We start from the raw sequence: 17,934 nt of genomic DNA on the forward strand, positions 1-17,934 counted from the left end.
GAGGCAATGAGCAAACCCAAAATCGTGATCCTAGGCGCAGGCTATGGCGGACTTGTCACAGCGATAAGGCTGCAGAAAAAGATGAGAAGAAATGAGATGGATGTGACACTGGTTAACAAACACGACTATCACTTTATTACGACACATCTGCATATGCCGGCTGCCGGTACGGATCATCATGATAACGCACGCGTGACCATTTCGGACTTGATTGATGAGCGGAAGATTCGATTCGTGAAGTCGACGGTAAGAGAAATTTTGCCGAGTGATAAGAAGATTGTGCTGGAAGATGCTACGCTTGACTACGACTATCTCGTGGTAGGACTCGGGAGTGAGACCGAGACCTTCGGGATCCCGGGTATGCATGAATATGCCATGTCGATCAAAAGCATTAATAGTGTCCGCTTCATTCGGCAGCACATTGAATATATGTTCGCCAAGTCTAAGGTGGCTCCGAAGCGCAAGGATTATTTGACCTTCGTCGTTGGCGGCGCGGGTTTCACGGGAACGGAGTTCGTCGGAGAGCTGGCGGATCGCATTCCTGTTTTGTGCAAAACATATGATGTCGATCCGGCAGATGTCCGGATTTATAATGTGGAAGCTTCCTCGTCTGCGCTGCCTCCCGGGCTGCCAGTGGATTTAGTCGAATATGGGATGGAAGTGATGCGCCGCAAAGGGGTGCAATATAAGCTATCGACCGCTATCAAGGAATGCACATCGGAAGGAGTTATTCTGAGCAACGGCGAGTTCATTCGTGCAGGCACGGTAGTCTGGTCGGGAGGGATACGCGGTAATTCGCTGCTGCAGGAAGCGGGTTTTGAGGTTCAGCGGGGACGGGTGAAAGTGGATAGCTGCTTGCGCTCCTATCAGTTCCCGGAGATTTTCATCACTGGCGATTGCTCCATCGTCACGAGTCCAGAAGGTACACCCTATCCGGCCAATGCGCAGATTGCTGTCCAACAAGGCTATAATGCAGCTAGGAATCTCATCCAGACGGTTCGAGGCAAAGAGATGAAGCCATTTGTCTATGATTTCAAAGGCACGGTAGCAACCTTGGGGCGCGGTGAAGCCGTTGGTTTACTCAAAGTTAAGAAGGTGAAAGGCCGCTTGGCCTTATTTATCAAAAAAATGATCGATGCCCGTTACCTGTATCTTATCGGCGGCATTCCACTCGTTTGGAAGAAAATGATTTGGAAGCAGAAGTCTACGACTCGCAATTATCATGTACCGAATTAACGCGTGCATAACATAAAATCCCCTTCAAATAGATACTCGGAGGGGATTTTTTGCCTTTGTACCACTAACTATATCGATTGGATCGATACTGGCTAGGAGACACACCTTCTCGTTTGCGAAAAGCTCGGGAAAAATTATTTTCGTCTACAAACCCAACCTGTTCAACAATTTCCTTAATAGAAAGATGGGTGGTTTCGAGTAACTCCTTGGCTTTTTCAATGCGAATTTTTGAGACATACTGCATCAAGGGAAGGCCATTTTTATTTTTGAAATAACGTGTTACATAAGATGGTGTAAGGGACAACTCTTCAGCAACGGTAGAGAGACTGAGATTAAAGTCCATATAATTCTGGGAAACGTATTCTAGCATAGACGTATATAAGCGATTATTCGTTGAATCTTCGCCTAAGCTGTCTTGTATGCTGCGTGCCGCATCAAGCAGACTACCGCAAGCTTCTGCAACGGTTTTGGACTGGAATTCTGCAAGCGATTCTAGTTTATATTTGATCGCTTCACGGTGGGACAGCGGAATATTATTGACGAGTTGGTTTAATGTGAAAATGATTTGTTGAAACGTTAGGCGGAATGTTGGAGCATCCTCCAGCCGAGTAAATCGTTCTTCCATCTCTTGGATTAGCAGTTGCAGATCCTCTGAGTTCTTGGAGCAGACCACAGCATGGAGTGCATCTGCTGAGTCAGAAATTTGCTGTTTATCGATCGTCGTATGCTCGATTTTCTGCTGAGACCACTCAGAAGGTGTGATGATGGATTGTTTACCGGCAAAAATCCGATATTCAGCAAGCGATGTTGCCGAGTTGAAAGATTGATGCAAGTCATTCGTAGGTTGAGGTTCTCCTACCATACAGGATAGCGAGAGTGCAAAATGCCTATTCATGAACGCGATGATTTGCTCGGAAAAAGCACGACTACGAGCTTCCCATTGATCTGCAAATTCGTTATTCCACGAAACAATACCCACAATGCCATTATCGATAGCCAAATCAAGCGCATAATTGACGCCATGTACACCTGATAAATTTTCCAAAACGTTGCAAATGGTATATTTCATCAACCACTGTTCACTAAGCGGCTCTTTACTTATCTTTGAATTGTAATCATCAAAAATAATGACAAGTACACTGCTCGTATACCGTGTATCAAATAGTTGATGCAAGGCGCTTCGGTTATCCTGCGTCGTATTGTCTACGTTCAACTTCCCCATTAATACGGCAAGCAGCAACTGGTTCCTCGTTAAAACCTCCTGATTATGCATCATATTGGACAAATGGATGCTCTCATCTCTCATCTGCTCGATATAGCGAGTAAGTTGGTCTAATTCATCGGTATTGCCTTTCGGCAACTTGTCCGATGGCAAGGTAGGGAAACGGTTAGATAACTCTTGGATCGGTTGATAACTCTTGCGTGCAGACCTGAAACAAAGCACAATCCCTAAAGCAAGCGATATGAGGAATATGGTTAGTGAAACCGTGAGTGCCACATCATATTCGTGAAAATAGTCACTACGGCGAATGGCGTTAACCACATGAATGTTCTGTTTCGACGACGTTTCCTGCATGAAGAGATAGCCAGGGATTCGTGCTTTCGAGTTTTTCGCTGCTATTGCAAGTTCACCCCAGGCTAGATCAGAAGCTCCTTTTACATACAGAAAAGGCATGTTGGATTGGTCAAAGGCAATAAGGCTGCTATTACTGTCAATTGTCTGTTGGAAATTACTTAACAGAGCTGAATAGTTCAGTTTGTAGATCATAATTCCACTAGAGTAAGGCGTGCTGTCAAGCGGAACTAAGAGGAGCAACACTTGTTCTTTCCCATCAGGATTGTCTTCGTTGGCCAATGAGGATAGCAGCATAGGTGATCTTAGATGCTCCAACTTGCTCTGCAAGCTTTCTGGCGAAATTCGGCTATCGCTGACGAGTCGGCTGTAGCTCTCCGGTGTATAGATCCCCGTATCCGTAAAAATAGTATTTTGAAGCGAGCTATAAGCTGTGTTTCGATAGAACAAACCAATGGAATCAAGATCAGCAGACAGCGCCTTTAACTTTTCAAGTTCATCGGCAATGACATACGGATATTGTAAGGACTCTTGTAATTGATAGGGAAGCAATTTGGTATCCCGTGACAAGGTTAATGTCAATTTTTGAAGGTCCAAAATGCGCGTATCCAGCAGACTGGTCGTATTGGCCATAGATCGCTGGGTATTCTCCATTAGCCGATTATAGGTATTTGATAGCGAAATGATATTGGTCACTAAGAATAACAGACCGGTTACGGCCAGAATCAGAAGGTGCCCTAGAAGAAATTTTCGATAGAGCTTGGACTGAATCGCTTTCCGCAATATAAACACATCCTCTGGTCGAATAGGTCTTGATTTCTTACGAGTATATAAATTTTGCGCTATGTTATCAATTCATGGCAGGCAAAAAGCTGAAAATTGACTAGGTATTGAGAAAAATGCAGGGTGCCATTTATGTGCTAAAACCATTTTTTGCTGTGAAAAGCCGATTATCAATTGTTGTAGGGGGTTCCAAATTTATTTATACTCGGAGCCATAGGAAACCGATTCTGGCTATCCACTTTTCTATCGTTTGACGAAGGAGGCAGCTATATGACTGCGAAGACCAAGGCTGCACATGCCCCCATACCTAGGTCTAACAAAAAAAGGTTTGGGTTGCAAAACAATTGGGATTATCTCATCTTTGTTATCCCCGTTGTCCTTTATTTTCTTATTTTCTGCTACGGACCTATGTATGGTGTACAACTGGCATTCAAACGCTTCAATCCGATTCACGGAATCATGGGCAGTCCTTGGATTGGTTTGGATAACTTTGAAAGGCTTTTCAATTCATTTCAGTTTTATCGCATTGTTAAGAACACGCTGGTTATCAATCTATTTAAAACGCTGATCAGTTTTCCCATTCCGATTATGCTTGCCCTTATGTTCAATGAGATGAGAAAAGAGAGATTGAAGAAGACGCTTCAGACGATCACTTATGCACCGTACTTCATCTCGACGGTCGTCTTTGTCGGCATTATCAATTTATTTCTCGGCGGGGAAAATGGGTACTTGAATCATTTGCTGGGGATGATCGGAATCGATTCGATGCCATTTTTAACGAGTCCTGACTACTTTCCTGGTGTCTATATCGGTTCTGACATCTGGCGGAATAGCGGTTGGAATTCCATTATTTTTATCGCGGCGTTAGCTGCCGTAGATCCCCAGCTTCATGAATCTGCGCAAATCGATGGGGCTAGTCGGTGGAAGCGGATGATTCATGTGAATCTGCCGTGTATTATGCCAGTCATTGTCATTCAATTTATTTTGCTCATGGGGAAAATGATGACTCTCAGCTACGAGCGTATTCTTCTTATGCAAAATAGTTTGAATATGGAAACCTCAGAGGTCATTTCCACTTATGCTTATAAGACAGGTCTAATCAATATGGATTATGGATTCTCTACCGCTGTGGGCCTCTTTAACAATGTCATCAACATCATTTTGCTGCTTGCGGCCAACAAGATTGCCAAACGATATAGCAGCAGCAGTCTGTTCTAAAAGGAGAGGTGAACATGGAGGTCGTTTCCCACAAAATTCGAGAGTCTAACGGAGATCGGATTTTTCTGGCGATTACTTATGTACTTATCGGGATTCTTGTGTTAATTGTGCTTTACCCGTTGATCTATGTCGTTAGTGCCTCATTCAGTGATCCCAAACTGGTGATCGCGGGCAAGATAGGACTGATCCCGAGCGGATTCAACGTGGAAGCCTATCGACGGGTATTTACGAATACGGAAATATGGATTGGCTATCGAAATACGCTGATCTATACGACCATAGGAACGTTAGTCAATATTTCACTGACCATGATGGGCGCATATCCGCTGTCACGCAGAAATTTTCGATGGCGTCGCGGGCTTATGATATTCTTCACCATTACGATGTTTTTCAGCAGCGGTATGATACCGATGTATCTACTCGTTAAGAATTTGGGACTTTATAATTCGATGTGGGCATTAATATTGCCAACGGCGATCAGTGTATACAATATGATTGTTGCCCGAACGTTCTTGGAAACCAATATTGATGAGCAACTCTATGAATCGGCCTATATGGATGGCAGCGGCAACATCAGATCGTTTTTCTCCATCGTGCTGCCCCTGAGTGCGCCGATCATGGCTGTTCTTGTGTTATTTTATGCCGTGTATCATTGGAATTCCTATTTCGAGGCGATGATTTATTTGAAGGAACGTTCGCTTTATCCACTGCAGCTCTTCCTGCGGGAAATTCTAGTGATGAATCAGTCGGATAACGTGATGATGGATTCGATTGAGATGGATACAAGCAAATTTCTAGTTGCAGAAGGTGTCAAATATGCCGTTATTATCGTATCCAGCGGACCCATTCTTATGCTATATCCATTCCTTCAGAAGTATTTCGTTAAAGGTATGATGATTGGTGCCCTTAAAGGTTAATGTGATTAATAATGAAGGAGATGACTAACGAATATGAAAAGAAAATTAGTCTTACTGACAGCTGCCATGCTGATTACATCGATTCCAGTACTAAGTGCTTGCAGCGATAAAGATAAAGGGACAGAGCCCGTTGCAACCGGTGCGAATAAAACAGGTGCTAACATTACTAAGACAGGTATGCCGATTGCAAGTGAGCCAGTTCAATTGAAAGGGCTGGTCTCCAAATATGAGCTGGTCAAAGACTGGAACGAGCATAAAGGCTTGAAAAATTATGAAGCGAAATCGAATGTCATTATTAAATGGGATACGGTACCGCAAAACGCCTTTGATGAGCGCAGAAATCTGATGTTTGCCTCCAATGATCTGCCAGACTTTGTCATGCGGGCGAATTTGTCGCCGCAATTGATTACTTCTTACGCAGCAGCGGGTCAGATTATCCCTTTGGATCCTTTGATTGAGGCGGGATATGCGCCGAATCTGGCAGCTCTTATGAAAGAAAATGACGGAATTCGAAAATCGATTACTTCGGCTGACGGCCATATTTATTCGCTTCCGAATATTAGTGAAGCAGATGGACGTATTTCTTCCTCATGGATTAATAAGAAGTGGTTGGACAAGCTTGGGCTTCAAATGCCGACAACAACGGACGAATTTTATAAGGTGTTGAAAGCTTTTAAGGAACAGGACCCTAACGGGAATGGCAAAGCGGATGAAGTTCCGATCTCAGGGTACAAAGAGGGCAATAAGAACTACGGTGATCAATTTATTAAATCGTTCTATGGCAGCTGGGGATTCGGAGCGAATTCCGGGATCATCGCACCTTTCATGGATGTTGATAACAAGGGCAAAGTTCGGTATATCGCAACGGACAATACCTTTAAAGACATGATCACCTTCTTTAATAAGCTCTGGCAGGAAGGTTTAATCGATAAAGAAATTTTATCGCAGGATATGAAGCAGGAGATCGCGAAGGTTGATGATGAGCGTGTCGGCTATGTAGCGAAGGGCAACAACAATTTATGGATGGGCAAAAATCGAAATAATTACGTCCAGAACCCTGTCCTAAAAGGCATCGACGGTAAAGTGTATTGGACGGGTATCTCTCCGAAAGTTCGGGACCTAGGCTCATTCGTTATTACGAGTAAAAACCCGAATCCCGAAGCAACGCTGCGCTGGGGAGATTATTTTCTAAGTGAAGAAGGGACGGCTCTGGCTAGACTTGGTATCGAAGGTGTGACGTATACGATTGGCAGCGATGGATTTTATAAGTTAAAGGACGAATTCGCGAAAAATCCGAACGGACTTACGGTGGATGAGGCGCTCTCCGAATATACGATTTTCCAAGGTGGCGGTATTCCACAGCGCGTGACGCAAAAGGTTGATCAAAGTGCTGCTGTTCTTCCAGAAATGATTGCGAATAAAGATGTCATTCGTCCAAACTTAGTGCCTGACGCGAAATTGATGATTCCTACTTTTACCGAAAAAGAGAATATCGAATTAAGCTCGTATGCAACGGATATCGAAGCTTATGCAGATGAGAATATTGTTAAATTTATTACTGGCGCTAAACCGCTCAGCGAATGGGATAAATATGTAAGCACGTTAAATAAAATGCAGCTCGATAAATATCTGGCGATCTATCAAGCAGCGTATGACCGCTGGAATCAGAAGTAATCAGCGTATAGAAGGAGGGACTAACAATGAGGTTTTACGGTACAAGCGCAGCCGAAGGAATACCGAATCCATTCTGCTTCTGTTCCGTTTGTAGCCATGCGCGCAAGGTAGGAGGGGCAGAGATACGCCGACGTTCGATGTTCCGAATCAATGAGCAAATGTGTATTGATTTAGGCGCGGATTCTTTTCAACAAGCAATCGAATATGGCGACTTTACCAAGCTTCGGCATGTCTTAGTGAGCCATACTCATGAAGACCATTTCAACTATATGATGATGAATGTTAGAAATATGTCGATAGAACGATTGAAGGAGCCGCTGCATTTCTACTTTACAGATCAAGCCTACGAAATCGTGGAATTCTATCGTCAAAGCCGACCGATCATGAAAGGCATGACCTCCGATTTGGAAGCGCGCGGCGTAGTGGCTTTCCATAAGCTTGAGTTTAACCAATCCGTTACCATTTGTGGTATGAAAGTAACGCCACTTCGCGGGAATCACATCGGCAATATGGGGGAAAGCTGTGCGAACTATCTGATTCAGAACGAGGAAGGTCAGAAGCTTTACTACGGCGTAGATACAGGCTGGTACTTGCCAGAGACATTCAAGGAGCTGGAGAATGCTTCACTGGATGTGTTGATAAGTGAATGCACCTTCGGGTTGACCAACGGCCGGGGCCTCCATCCAAACGGCCATTTGGACGCCTTTAGCTGTATGGAATTATTTCGCAAACTGGTAGCGCAAGGGACTTTGCATGCCAACTCTCGCATTTATCTTACGCATATTAACCACTTTACCTCTACACATGCAGATCTAGTAGGCTGGATTCAGGAACAGCAATACCCATGCCCGATTACGGTCGCATGGGATGGCATGATCATTTAAACGGAAAGAGCGACCTCCATCATACGGAGGTCGCTCTTTTTTGTGGAACAAACATTTATTCAACTGCGGTCTTAGGAATTCCCGTTTTTCCTACCGTTTCTGTTACCGAATGCTCAGTAAGCCTCTTTTTTGCATAATTCCTGTATAAGATCGAGCTTCCTATCGTTAAAAGCGCAACCACCGCCATCCCCCAGATGAGGTTGTCAAAAGCACGTTCGAGCGGCAGTGATTTCTGCCAAACGAGTGCGCTCCCCGAGAGCGCGACGGCGAATGCGCCGCTGAAAAATTGCAGCAATTGGAACAAGCCCATGCCTGAGCCGATGCGATCTGTGGTTAATTGCCGGGAGAGCTCATTGGATACAGCGCTGGAAAGTGTCGTAAAGCTGATGCTGACCAGGATGTAGAGTGCAGCAATCCAGTAATAGGAATAGCTTGCAGTCAGGGCCAACAGAACGGTAGAGAGTAGCATTAACCATGGCACGTAACGAAGTAGTGCTGTGTTCCCATAGCGGTCAATGATACGTCCAACACGATTCGACACCAGCATCGCCAGTAGCGCACCTGGGAAGAGTAACAGACCCGAAGTGAGTGGAGCTAAGCCGAAAACTCGTGCAAGCATCTGAGGCGCAAGGAACAAGAAGCCAAAGCTGATCATATAGGATGACACGCCGATTGCGCTGAGCGCCATATAGGGTCTGTCGCCGAACAGAGCAGGCAGCACGAACGGTTGTGAGGCTCGGCGAATGCGCAGAGCGAATAAGGCAATCGCAACGACGCCTGCTAGAAGTGCGATCAGACTCTTAGACGTAAGGAAGAGCAGCAACCCTGTCGTCCCGATTCCGAGCAGCAGGGCACCGATGAAATCGAATGATCCGCTTTCTGGTTTTTCTTTTGGAAGCAGGATAAGGAAAATAGGAATAAGCAGCAGCGTTACCCCTGTAATGACGAATAGGAAATGCCATCCCAAGTACTGAACGATGGATCCGCCAGCGACGGGACCTAGTCCCAAGCCAAGTGAAGCCGCGGAAAGGATGAGCGACATGGCTCTGCCTCTACGAGACAACGGAATGTAGCGAGTTACGAAAACGATACCCAGTGAGGGAATCGCGCCTGCGCCAGATGCTTGAATCAGCCTTGTAAGCAGCAATAATCCGAAACTGTCCGTGAACAATCCTAGAATGGAGGCTCCACCTAGTGAAAGCAGCGCAATGACGTAGAGCCTGCGAATAGGCACGAAGTCGGATAAGCGGCTGTAGGTGATCGAGGCGATGGCGAAAATGATCGAATACCCCGTAACAATCCACGACGCCGTTGAGGGGCTGAGTTCAAATTGTACGGAAATCTTGGGCAGAGCCAGATTGAACATCATCGTGTTCATGATGACAAGTACAATCGTAAAGCAGAGCAACCAGGAGACAGGCGTTTCTCGTAAGCGGCCAGGCATCTCAGGTTGAGCGTGTGTTGTTCCTTGAGCTGAAGAGGTTGCGTTGTCTGACATGGTACACCTTCCGATCTGAACTATAATATATTTTGTGACAGTTTATCATGGCGGGTAGGGTGTGTCAATGAATTGAACGTGGATTAACTTCTAAGGGAAATGCCGATATGTCATGGATCACGGTGGCTGAGCCTTAGGTTTTCTCAAATCATATTTGTTGGGAGGAAATGTAAGTTTGTTTGCGAAGTGTTCGAGAGTTTGGTATTGTGAAGATACTAATCATATAAAGCGTGAAGCACACGCCGCTAGCTCCTGTTTGTAGGAGTTGGCGGCGTTTTATTTTTTTAGGAGGCGGTAGACGTGTTCGAGAAGGAGTATGAGATCTATTGGAATGAGCAAATTCGACAAGCACAAGGTCAGAGACTGGACATGCTACGCAGGGATTTGACGGGAACGAAGAAACTTTTGGAGGAGGTAGTTTTGCCTGTAATGGGGACGTTTGAAGGTTTGGAACTTGAATTCGAAATGATAAGTTTGTCAGGGGTGAAGATTTATGGGGACGTATGTCATCCCAAACTGCGAATCGTATTCGAGGAAGACAGCTTCGTTACGCACGCTGAGAAAATTACAAGAGACCGCTTCTCATTCGAAAGGGCACGAGCGCGAAGTGTTGCGATGCTTGGGTACACATACTTTCCGTATAGCCGAGATGAGCTTGAGAAAAAGTCGAGTTTCTGCCAAAGAAACCTGTATGAATGGATTGGCCGATTCGGCAATGCGCAGGGGGCTGGAATGCTCGAGCTACCGGTGTATGAGCGGGAGGTTTTGAGGTTTGCTTTAATATGTAATAAGCCGTTTCAATTGAAGGAAGTAAGCCAGTGGTTACAGCTTAAAAGAGAGGCATGCGGAAAAATTTTACGCAAGTTAGAAGGGAAAGGATTCGTTCTACCCATTGGTGGTGGGTTAACCAGAAGCCATAAGTTCATGTTTACTGAAAAGGCGGTGGCCCTTTTGCATGGTAGAAACTGAGGAGTGAAGTTAGTCGGTGAAACCGACTAACTCACGTGGTGCAGCAGTGGCAATTAGAGAGAAGTTAGTCGGTGGAACCGACTAACTTGTGTGCAACAGTGGCAATTGAAGAGAAGTTAGTCGGTGAAACCGACTAACTCTGGCGCAGCAGTGGCAATTAGAGAGAAGTTAGTCGTTGAAACCGACTAACTCTGGCGCAGCAGTGGCAATTAGAGTGAAGTTAGTCGGTGAAACCGACTAACTCTGGCGCAGCAGTGGCAATTAGAGTGAAGATAGTCGGTGAAACCGACTATCTCACGTGCAGCAGCGGTAATAGGAGAGAAGTTAGTCGGTGAAACCGACTAACTTTGGTGCGAGCCAGTGGTAAAAGGAACTCCTTTCAACCACGCTACCATGGCAGTGCCCTAAAGTGAAAATTCTCATCATCCAACGGAATATTCGCATGAACTAGCAACTTTGTGGATTGCAACCTTGCTATTTAGTCAAAATACCACGATTACCTACGAGAATGGAAGATAATCAACGAATCAGGTAATTGTAAGCGAATTATTGGGTGAAACGTGAGGTCGGATAGAGCTTTTTACGTTTTTTCCCTCCTTTACTATGTTGGTAGAAGAGAGTAGTATTCAACACGTACATGAACAGTTGAATATTTCGCTTAATTTTCTTTTAAGAAAAGCGGGGGAACCACGAGTAACATGGGGTGAATAATGGTACGGATACGAGTACCTTTTAGGGCAGATTTCTCGCGGCCCGAACCCGGCAGCTAACCTCGTAAGCGAACGTGAGAAAGGAGAACATGTGTTTAAAACACAAGGTCTATCCTTGTGTTTTTTTGCGTCCATTTTTCAAATGAGATGAGTGAAATTAGCTTTAATTGGAGGAACAACTGCGAAATGACAAGTGATTCATTGAAAAAAATTGTGTTCGGTAAGCCGCTAAAGTCGAGTGAGATTGAGTCGGAGAAAATGCCAGTCTGGAAAGCCCTCCCTATCTTGTCGTCAGATGCCTTATCATCCGTATCCTATGGGACGGAGCAAATTCTGTTAGAGCTCGCGACAGTAGGGGTTGCTGCGTTTGCCTTCTCGTTGCCGATTGCGGTTTCGATTATCGCTTTGATTCTACTGCTCGTGTTGAGCTATAGACAGGTAATCGAAGCGTACCCGATGGGCGGCGGCGCTTATATGGTGACGAAAGAAAATTTAGGCATGGTGTGGGGACGTCTTACTGGTGTCTCTCTGCTAATCGACTATACCTTAACCGTAGCCGTTTCGATATCGGCTGGTGTTCAGGCAATTACGTCTGCTTTTCCATCGGCTGTACCGTACATTGTTCCGCTGACCATTTTACTAGTTTGGATTATGGTCTGGTTGAATTTGCGAGGTACCTCCGAATCAGGAACGGTATTCGCGATTCCAACGTACTTTTTCATTCTTTGTATCCTATTGTTAGTGGGTAAAGGTATTTTTGATTTACTGACAGGATCTATGAATACGCATGCGATCGAATTCGCACCAAGCGCAGCAACGAACTCATTAACCTTATTCGTACTTCTCAAAGCATTCTCGTCCGGTTGTTCAGCTGTAACGGGGATCGAGGCGATCTCTGATGCCGTACCGCATTTCAGAACGCCATCTGTCAAAAATGCCAAACGAACACTTCTCTCGTTAGGTGGCCTGTTGGCCATCGTCTTCGGTGGTGTAACGTTGATTGCCTTAGGTTATGGCGTGGCACCGGATCATAACGGTCATACATCGGTTCTTTCGATGGTGACGGAACAAGCTTTTGGCCGAGGAGTTATGTATTACGCGACGCAAATCGCGACAATGCTAATCTTGGTGTTAGCTGCAAATACAAGCTTTAATGGCTTCCCGATCTTGGCGTCCATCATGGCCCAAGACAAAAACTTCCCGCGCATGTTTTCCTTCCGTGGGGATCGACTTTCGTATCACTATGGCATTATTACGCTAGGCGTTTTAGCCAGCCTGCTATTGATTGGCTTTAAAGGTAAAACCGATGCACTTATTCCGCTTTATGCGATTGGCGTATTTTTATCTTTTACACTTGCTCAAACGGGGTTGGTTCGTAAATGGCTCAAAGAGCGCGTATCTGGCTGGATCGGGAAGGTGATCATTAACGGCCTGGGCGGTATCGTCTCCCTTGCAGTTCTTATCATTTTCTCAGTTACCAAGTTTAGCGAGGGTGCTTGGATTGTTATTATCATTACACCGATACTCCTCTGGCTCATTACGAAAATCAGTCACCATTACGACGACGTAGCCAAACAGCTGCGGATTGACATCACACAAGACCGTGTGTGCACCAAAGAGCCGGTCATTATCGTGCCTGTAGCAGGAATTCACAAAGCTGTAGAGCAAACCCTGAACTATGCCAAATCGCTCTCGCCTAACGTCATCGCGTTCTATGTATCCTTCTCGGATGAGGACGAAGAATCGATGCAGGAGAAGTGGCAGATCTGGGATCCAGGTGTTCGACTCGTTGTGTTCAAATCACGATACAGAACGATTCTGAAGCCGCTGGCTGAATTTATTGATCGCATCGACACGCACGTGTCAGAGAAGCAATCGATCATGGTTATTCTCCCGCAATTCATGCCGAAGAAATGGTGGCACCGTCTGCTCCATAATCAATCTGCGGCGCGGATTCGTTCGAAGCTTCAAGCCGATAAGGATATCGTTGTTGCAACAGTGCCGTATCATTTACACCAATAGAGGTGTACAATAATAGGTAGAACTTGTAGACGAGGTGACCTTATTATGGTGAAAAAGAAAGCAAAAATTACGCCAGCTGCGGCTAGCGTGCAAGATAAACCTGCAACGCTGAAGGATCTGCTGCGTCCGGAAATACTGGAAGGGCTCAAAGCCCAGGCTGACGCGATGAAAGCGGAAGAGCAAGCGAAGAAGGACGCAGAGAGAGCTAGGGTAGAAGCGGCTCGCAAGGCGGAAGAGAAGCGTCTTGAGAACGATTTTGCCTATCAGCTGGAGAAAAGTAAATTAGATTGGCGGAAACATAAATGAGGGGGCGCACGATGTGCCTCCTTTTCTATATGAGTGCGATGATAGCGCTTGCAGGATGTGGGGTGGAGCCGAGTGCTGAGGGTGTGGAAAAGGCGGTTGCATCTGCAGGAATGACACCCCCGCTAACGACCGCTGAACCATCGATTGCCTCACCAATGAGCACAACGATAACGACACCTGTGAGCATCCCAACAGCGTCACCTGAACCGACGACATCGTCCCATTCATCCCCCGGTAGTCTAACAAATGAGCCAGCAAAAGAACCTGAGGCAGTCCCAGCCTTCGCGTCGGTGGAACAATCATTGATCGCCCGTTATGCCTCTGTGAGTCCAACGAAGTGGGGAGAACGTGTCCCCGGTGTGAAAACACGCTTACATACGAAGGACAAAGTAATTGCCCTCACCTTTGATGCCTGCGGCGGGAAGGAAGGCAGTGGCTATGATGAGAAGTTGATCCAGTATTTGATTCAGGAGCAGATTCCAGCTACGTTATTCATCAATGCAAGATGGATAGCTGCGAATCCGTCTACCTTTCAAGATCTGGCATCGAACCCTTTGTTTGAGATCGAAAATCATGGCACCGAACACCGCCCCTTATCTGTAACAGGCAAGCCAGCCTACGGTATTGCGGGTACGAAGAACGTCAAAGAAGTTATTCATGAAATGAATGATAATGCGGACCAGATAGAGAAGTTGACGGGGAAAAGGCCCTTATTTTTCCGTTCGGGTACGGCATTTTACGATGAGATTGCGGTAGCTGTTGCGCATGATTTAGGGTTCGAGCTAGCGGGATACTCCGTGCTTGGCGATGCGGGAGCGACGTATAACACGGAGCAAGTGTACAACGCCATATCGAAGGCTCCGAGCGGGTCTATCGTCCTTGCGCACATGAATCATCCCGAGAAGGATACCGCCGAGGGTGTCATCAAAGCGATACCGACGCTACGACAAGCGGGCTTCCATTTCGTACAGCTTGCCTCTATGGATCTGACCGGATTGTAGGAGGAAGTAATGTAATAAATAGTTTACAAGAAAGCGTTTTCATGATACTATCTTCGTAATTTATTATCATCTCATCTACGGGGTTGTTGTCAGCATGAATAGACTGAATTTGCAAAATCCAACGAATTTGGCGTTTACTGTTCTTTTGTTTTCTAGCTTTTTATTTTGCCTCTATTTAGTCATACCTGCAACTTCGCCGAAGTCCTTGGAGCAGACTATGAGTCCAGAACAAGTAATAAGCGAAGAACAGCGTACGCCTTCTTATGAACAGTTTGCAGAACCAGTTGTAATAAAAGAGGTAAAACAAGAGGTTAAGCCAGTCGTACAGCAACTAGAACTCGAAACGCAACAACAACAGGGGCAGCGTCAAGTAAATGCGCTAGCTTTTGATCAAGCAGATTATAGTAAACAAAAGGTTCATTATACCGACAAAGTCATTGTACTGACCTATCATCACATTGATGAAAAAGAAAACGGAATTACAATTTCTCCAAAAAGATTCAAAAGTCACCTGCAAAGGTTAAAGAAAGAAGATTACAATGTCATCTCCATGGAACATTTTCTGCATTTCATGAAGAGTGAGGCTACGGTTCCCCAAAACGCGGTTGTAATCACGTTTGATGATGGTTATGAATCCTTTTATACCTACGCGTATCCTGAATTACTGAACTTTGGTTTCCATGCTACTAAATTTATTGTTGTTGACTCCATAGATCATCCTAAGGCACCTCGCCTAACATGGGATCAGATGAGAGAAATGAAGCAGAACGGGATGAGTTTTTACTCTCATACGTACGATCATCATGACAAAGTAAAGGCGGGTTCTGGGAATACACTTATGCCAATGCTTACAAATCCCATTTATTTGGAAAATGAAAAAAGAGTTGAAACCGACGATGAGTATCGAAAGAGAATTAAACTCGATCTGTTAAAGGCTGAAAACCGTATCGAGGAACAGTTAGGACCACAGTATCGTCTACTTGCCTTTCCTTTTGGTGCCTATAATGAAACGGTCATTGGGGTAGGAAAGGATTTGGGCATTGAACTTTTCTTTACGACCAAAGAGGGGATCAATAGCAAAGGAAGCAATGAGATTTATAGAATCCATGCAGGCACGGCGTATATGTCAGAAGATGATTTGATGTGGCGAATGAAGTTGTATCATAAAAAGTAAAGTGAAACTATAGCTGGGAGCCGCATTGAAGCGGCTTCTTTTTTGTTCGCCAACAGTATCCTATCTTTTTTTCATCTCAAAAAACTCGCAAGCCGCCCGATCATAATAGGTCAAATCGCTGACGCGCGTTTGCACAACGACTGTCGTATCACTGAAACGTAGAACAACCGCATTGGAATCGACAATATGGTCATCTTTAAAAATCCGAACAACACCCTGTCGGTCAATGACCTCCTGAAAATCTGAATCCGTATGTAAACGTTGATTCCTTGCCATGAATGTATGATCCCCTTACCTCATTAAAATAGTTCTTTCTATTGTACCACAAGGTGGCAAAATGCCCGAATTTAGACGAACGCCTACGCCTAGCCGAGCATAGAATGTAGCACCAATTGCTGCTTGGGCTGAGAGGGTGTGTGGTGCAGGATGGATATTCAACTTTTACCGATTCATTGGGTCTATTTAGTGTTTATTGGTTTCATTCTTACGCTTCTTGTAAAACGTAGAGATACGACGATGATTTGTGTGGTGGGGATTTTTACACTAGGGTTGTTAGCGACGGAAACGTTGAGCGGCTCTGTATCGGGTGTGTTTAACAGCTTTATTTATGCAACCAAAGAGTTAATGGGGACGATTATGATCATCTCCATTATCGTGGCCATGAGCCGCGTCTTAATTCGCACGGGGATTAATGAAACGATGGTGGCGCCGCTGACCAAATTTCTGAGAACGCCAGCGTTAGCCTTCTGGGGTATCGGCATCATTATGATGGTGACATCCTGGTTTTTTTGGCCTTCACCTGGGGTTGCGCTGATTGGTGCTGTGCTGTTGCCCGTCGCTGTTCGCGTTGGCTTGCCGGCACTCGGTGCCGCGATGGCGATGAACCTCTTCGGACATGGGATTGCGCTATCGGGGGATTACATTATTCAAGGGGCTCCCAAATTGACAGCGGATGCAGCTGGTTTGCCAGTTGCTTCTGTCATGGAAGCGAGCATTCCGCTCGTCATTGTGATGGGACTTGTTACGACGATTACAGCTTTTTGGCTGATGCGGCGAGATATGAAGAACGGCAAATGGCGCAGCGGGCTCGTCGATAGCCGTTTAGAGGAAAGCGGCGGACTTGTTCCTGTTGACGAAGAAAGCAAATTGCTGATCGGAGAGCGCTTAAAGCGGACGCTAGCTATCGTAATTCCTGTGCTGTTCGCTCTAGATGTTATTGCGATGTTCGTCTTGAATTTGCAAGGCGGTGATGCAACCGCTCTCGTGGGTGGTACCGCGGTGTTTATCTTAATCGCAGTCACCTTAATCGCTCACCGAAATGCGGGCGTGGAGAAGATCACTTCCTATTTAATAGAAGGCTTTGTGTTCGGCTTCAAAGTCTTCGGTCCCGTCATTCCGATTGCGGCCTTCTTCTATCTAGGTGACTCCGCGATCACGGATCTTTTCGGCAAAATATTGCCAGAAGGTTCACACGGTATCGTGAACGACCTAGGCGTGGCACTCGCAGGTGTCGTGCCGCTTAATGGAGCCATTGGTGCCGTGACGTTAACCGTCGTCGGCGCTATTACCGGCCTCGATGGTTCCGGCTTCTCGGGTATTTCCTTGGCGGGCTCCATCGCGCAGCTGTTCGCGACCGCCATTGGCTCCGGCGCAGCGGTGCTGACCGCGCTCGGGCAAGTAGCCGCCATATGGGTCGGCGGCGGTACCTTGATCCCGTGGGCGCTCATTCCAGCCGCAGCGATCTGCGGCGTGAGTCCGTTCGAGCTCGCGCGACGGAATCTGAAGCCCGTGCTCATCGGCTTAGCGGTGACAACGATCGTGGCGATGTTTTTGGTTTAAGTAGCGGGCGGAGAAGGAAACGCACGAAGGGAAGGGCCCGAAGCCATGTATGTGGCGGAGGGCTCTTTTTTTTAAAAACCTCAGGCCCAAAGGCTCTAAATCACCCTAGTTCGCGTCGTGCATACAGCTG

14 protein-coding genes and 1 riboswitch are annotated in these 17,934 nt (G+C 46.0%); of the genes, 11 read left to right on the forward strand and 3 right to left on the reverse strand.

Annotated features, from left to right (window positions below):
- Positions 1-6 precede the first annotated feature (6 nt).
- Entirely contained in the window at positions 7-1,236 is a 1,230-nt protein-coding gene (locus ACSQ8O_RS05185; protein WP_436240712.1) for an NAD(P)/FAD-dependent oxidoreductase, read from the forward strand.
- A gap of 64 nt (positions 1,237-1,300) precedes the next feature.
- Here the strand turns inward: ACSQ8O_RS05185 and ACSQ8O_RS05190 are convergent, their stop codons facing one another.
- Positions 1,301-3,592 (reverse strand): helix-turn-helix transcriptional regulator, encoded by a 2,292-nt coding sequence (locus ACSQ8O_RS05190; protein WP_436240713.1) that lies wholly within the window; start codon positions 3,590-3,592, stop codon positions 1,301-1,303.
- A 270-nt stretch (positions 3,593-3,862) separates the two neighbouring features.
- On the opposite strand from ACSQ8O_RS05190, the gene ACSQ8O_RS05195 reads away from it, so the two are divergent.
- Genes ACSQ8O_RS05195 through ACSQ8O_RS05210 form a run of 4 tightly spaced genes read left to right on the forward strand, consistent with a single transcriptional unit; the run spans position 3,863 to position 8,285 of the window.
- Entirely contained in the window at positions 3,863-4,810 is a 948-nt protein-coding gene (locus tag ACSQ8O_RS05195) for an ABC transporter permease (RefSeq protein WP_436238862.1), read from the forward strand.
- A 14-nt stretch (positions 4,811-4,824) separates the two neighbouring features.
- Positions 4,825-5,727: a carbohydrate ABC transporter permease gene (locus ACSQ8O_RS05200; RefSeq protein WP_436240714.1), complete on the forward strand. Its 903-nt coding sequence runs from the start codon at positions 4,825-4,827 to the stop codon at positions 5,725-5,727.
- A 33-nt stretch (positions 5,728-5,760) separates the two neighbouring features.
- Entirely contained in the window at positions 5,761-7,401 is a 1,641-nt protein-coding gene (locus ACSQ8O_RS05205; RefSeq protein ID WP_436240715.1) for a hypothetical protein, read from the forward strand.
- A 26-nt stretch (positions 7,402-7,427) separates the two neighbouring features.
- Positions 7,428-8,285, forward strand: a complete 858-nt coding sequence (locus ACSQ8O_RS05210) for an MBL fold metallo-hydrolase (protein ID WP_436240716.1) — start codon at positions 7,428-7,430, stop codon at positions 8,283-8,285.
- Positions 8,286-8,340: 55 nt separating this feature from the next.
- On the opposite strand, the gene ACSQ8O_RS05215 is transcribed toward ACSQ8O_RS05210, so the two are convergent.
- The gene (locus tag ACSQ8O_RS05215) at positions 8,341-9,783 is read right to left on the reverse strand and encodes an MFS transporter (protein WP_436240717.1); all 1,443 of its coding nucleotides are present in this window, start codon (positions 9,781-9,783) and stop codon (positions 8,341-8,343) included.
- 300 nt (positions 9,784-10,083) lie between these two features.
- Here ACSQ8O_RS05215 and ACSQ8O_RS05220 point away from each other — a divergent pair, with 300 nt between their 5' ends.
- The 5 genes from ACSQ8O_RS05220 (at position 10,084) to ACSQ8O_RS05240 (ending at position 15,965) form a co-directional block, all read left to right on the forward strand.
- On the forward strand, positions 10,084-10,752 hold the full coding sequence (locus ACSQ8O_RS05220) for a hypothetical protein (RefSeq protein WP_436240718.1): 669 nt from the start codon (positions 10,084-10,086) through the stop codon (positions 10,750-10,752).
- A 645-nt stretch (positions 10,753-11,397) separates the two neighbouring features.
- Positions 11,398-11,548, forward strand: a riboswitch (cyclic di-AMP (ydaO/yuaA leader).
- Positions 11,549-11,648: 100 nt separating this feature from the next.
- Positions 11,649-13,484 (forward strand): APC family permease, encoded by a 1,836-nt coding sequence (locus ACSQ8O_RS05225; protein WP_236289863.1) that lies wholly within the window; start codon positions 11,649-11,651, stop codon positions 13,482-13,484.
- 45 nt (positions 13,485-13,529) lie between these two features.
- A complete protein-coding gene (locus ACSQ8O_RS05230) occupies positions 13,530-13,790 on the forward strand; it encodes a YqkE family protein (protein ID WP_056612190.1) in 261 nt (86 codons plus the stop codon).
- Positions 13,791-13,819: 29 nt separating this feature from the next.
- Positions 13,820-14,791, forward strand: a complete 972-nt coding sequence (locus ACSQ8O_RS05235; RefSeq protein ID WP_436240719.1) for a polysaccharide deacetylase family protein — start codon at positions 13,820-13,822, stop codon at positions 14,789-14,791.
- 94 nt (positions 14,792-14,885) lie between these two features.
- Positions 14,886-15,965: a polysaccharide deacetylase family protein gene (locus tag ACSQ8O_RS05240; protein WP_436240720.1), complete on the forward strand. Its 1,080-nt coding sequence runs from the start codon at positions 14,886-14,888 to the stop codon at positions 15,963-15,965.
- A gap of 60 nt (positions 15,966-16,025) precedes the next feature.
- Here ACSQ8O_RS05240 and ACSQ8O_RS05245 read toward each other — a convergent pair whose 3' ends face one another.
- Positions 16,026-16,241 (reverse strand): hypothetical protein, encoded by a 216-nt coding sequence (locus ACSQ8O_RS05245; protein WP_056612196.1) that lies wholly within the window; start codon positions 16,239-16,241, stop codon positions 16,026-16,028.
- 150 nt (positions 16,242-16,391) lie between these two features.
- Between ACSQ8O_RS05245 and ACSQ8O_RS05250 the strand changes: the two genes are divergently transcribed.
- Complete coding sequence (locus tag ACSQ8O_RS05250) at positions 16,392-17,804, forward strand: hypothetical protein (RefSeq protein WP_436240721.1); 1,413 nt, start codon at positions 16,392-16,394, stop codon at positions 17,802-17,804.
- Positions 17,805-17,934 lie beyond the last annotated feature (130 nt).

This window comes from Paenibacillus sp. LjRoot56 (assembly GCF_964253335.1).
Classification (GTDB): Bacteria; Bacillota; Bacilli; order Paenibacillales; family NBRC-103111; genus Paenibacillus_E; species Paenibacillus_E allorhizoplanae.

Excerpts from the sequence above, each read along its gene's own strand:
- ACSQ8O_RS05235 (WP_436240719.1), top strand. The coding sequence starts at position 13,820 with ATGAGTGCGATGATAGCGCTTGCAGGATGTGGGGTGGAGCCGAGTGCT.
- ACSQ8O_RS05215 (WP_436240717.1), bottom strand. The coding sequence starts at position 9,783 with ATGTCAGACAACGCAACCTCTTCAGCTCAAGGAACAACACACGCTCAA.
- ACSQ8O_RS05210 (WP_436240716.1), top strand. The coding sequence starts at position 7,428 with ATGAGGTTTTACGGTACAAGCGCAGCCGAAGGAATACCGAATCCATTC.
- ACSQ8O_RS05205 (WP_436240715.1), top strand. The coding sequence starts at position 5,761 with ATGAAAAGAAAATTAGTCTTACTGACAGCTGCCATGCTGATTACATCG.
- ACSQ8O_RS05195 (WP_436238862.1), top strand. The coding sequence starts at position 3,863 with ATGACTGCGAAGACCAAGGCTGCACATGCCCCCATACCTAGGTCTAAC.
- ACSQ8O_RS05230 (WP_056612190.1), top strand. The coding sequence starts at position 13,530 with ATGGTGAAAAAGAAAGCAAAAATTACGCCAGCTGCGGCTAGCGTGCAA.
- ACSQ8O_RS05240 (WP_436240720.1), top strand. The coding sequence starts at position 14,886 with ATGAATAGACTGAATTTGCAAAATCCAACGAATTTGGCGTTTACTGTT.
- ACSQ8O_RS05185 (WP_436240712.1), top strand. The coding sequence starts at position 7 with ATGAGCAAACCCAAAATCGTGATCCTAGGCGCAGGCTATGGCGGACTT.
- ACSQ8O_RS05200 (WP_436240714.1), top strand. The coding sequence starts at position 4,825 with ATGGAGGTCGTTTCCCACAAAATTCGAGAGTCTAACGGAGATCGGATT.
- ACSQ8O_RS05245 (WP_056612196.1), bottom strand. The coding sequence starts at position 16,241 with ATGGCAAGGAATCAACGTTTACATACGGATTCAGATTTTCAGGAGGTC.
- ACSQ8O_RS05250 (WP_436240721.1), top strand. The coding sequence starts at position 16,392 with ATGGATATTCAACTTTTACCGATTCATTGGGTCTATTTAGTGTTTATT.
- ACSQ8O_RS05225 (WP_236289863.1), top strand. The coding sequence starts at position 11,649 with ATGACAAGTGATTCATTGAAAAAAATTGTGTTCGGTAAGCCGCTAAAG.